Origin of the sequence: Thermus sp. (genome assembly GCF_040290245.1) — a bacterium.
GTDB lineage: Bacteria > Deinococcota > Deinococci > Deinococcales > Thermaceae > Thermus_A.
The window spans coordinates 1,132-2,418 of record NZ_PSMQ01000112.1; the positions used below are offsets into that span (position 1 = coordinate 1,132).

Annotated in this window: 1 protein-coding gene and 1 pseudogene; both read right to left on the reverse strand. The window is 66.9% G+C overall.

Annotated elements, in window-relative coordinates; genetic code table 11:
- Nucleotides 1-634 (reverse strand): annotated as a pseudogene (locus tag C4301_RS09820) (molybdopterin-dependent oxidoreductase); the annotation flags it as partial.
- 275 nt (nt 635-909) lie between these two features.
- A partial coding sequence (locus C4301_RS09825; protein ID WP_352414887.1) for an anti-sigma factor domain-containing protein occupies nt 910-1,287 on the reverse strand: 378 nt, incomplete at its 5' end.

Sequence of the window (1,287 nt, forward strand, 5' to 3'; positions counted from 1 at the left end):
GGAGCCGGTACGGCCGCCTCGCGAGGTCGGGGTCCAGGAAGGCCGGGTTTTTGGAAACGTAGTAGAGGTCCTTCTGGGGGGTCTGCTCGGGGGGAAGCCCAGGGCCTACGGGCCCTTGGGCCTTGGCCCTCGAGCCTCTTCCCAGGAGGAGCTCGAGGCCCAGGAGCAAGAGGAGCTTAAGCCCTGTCCGGCGCCTTAGGTCCTCGGGCCCACCTCCTTGGGGGCGGAAGGCCAGGGCCAGAAGGCCTAGGCCAAGGGCGTAGAGGGCCCCTGCCCTGATCCCTTCAGAGCCTAGCCCCAGGAAAAGGCCACCAAGGCCACCATAGAGGAAGAAGGCCAGTCCCAGGCCGGTCCAGTACCAGCGACGAAGGAGGGTCAGAAGAAGCGGGTGGAGGAGAAGCCACAGGGCCACTGCCCCCAGGAAGGCCAGATTTTTGGCCAGATCCCCGAACCCGAAGACCTTGTGGAGGAGGTTAAACATCCAGGGAAACCCCAGCCAGTGGGTGAGGAGGGCGAAGAGCCCCTCCGGTGGCCACCCCACCCCCAAGGCGCGCAAAGGAAGCCCCCCGAGGCCCAGAAGAACCCCTGCCCCCAAGCCCCAAAGCCAGATGGACCTTGCTCCGCCCTTTCGCATCTTTGCCCCTTTAAGATATACACCCCTCGAGGGTGCTTTGGATCTGTTTCGCAACTCATCAGGCGCCGGCGGCGGGGAGACCCCTGCCTTCAGGCATGGGGCTGCTTTGGCCCGCAAGGTAGCCCTGGAACGTGGCCCCAGGGGGTGTTCCCTTCAGGAAGCACTCGGGGCTGACCTGGGCCAAACACCGAGCGGGTGGCGGGAAGGTCAGGCCCACATCTCGGTGTTTGGCCCTTCGGGCCGGGTGCACAGGTGTGCACCAATCCTTGACCAGGTCACAGGCGCACTTGACCCACAGAGGGGGTGGTGGGGCCGGGGCTTCCCCCGGGGGGTTCCACAGAGACCCCGATCCGGCTCCCCTCGGGCGGGGGAGGGGTGATTTCCAGAAGCCGGGTGGGAGAGAGGCCAAGGCTCTTACGCCCCTCGGGCAGGATCAGCCAGGCCTGGTAGACCCGGCCGGGGGGTGGAGGGGTCTGGAGGTAAAGGAGGACCCCTCCTTGGGCGGTGCGCAGGGCCCAGCCGGTCTGGCGGCCCGCCGGGTCAATCAGGGGCATCATCCGCGCCCCGGGTTCCGAGGCCAAGGCCAGAAACCGCTTCCAGGCCAGGCGGTCCTGGTAGCGGCGGTACCTCTCTATGCCCAAAAGGACCAGCAC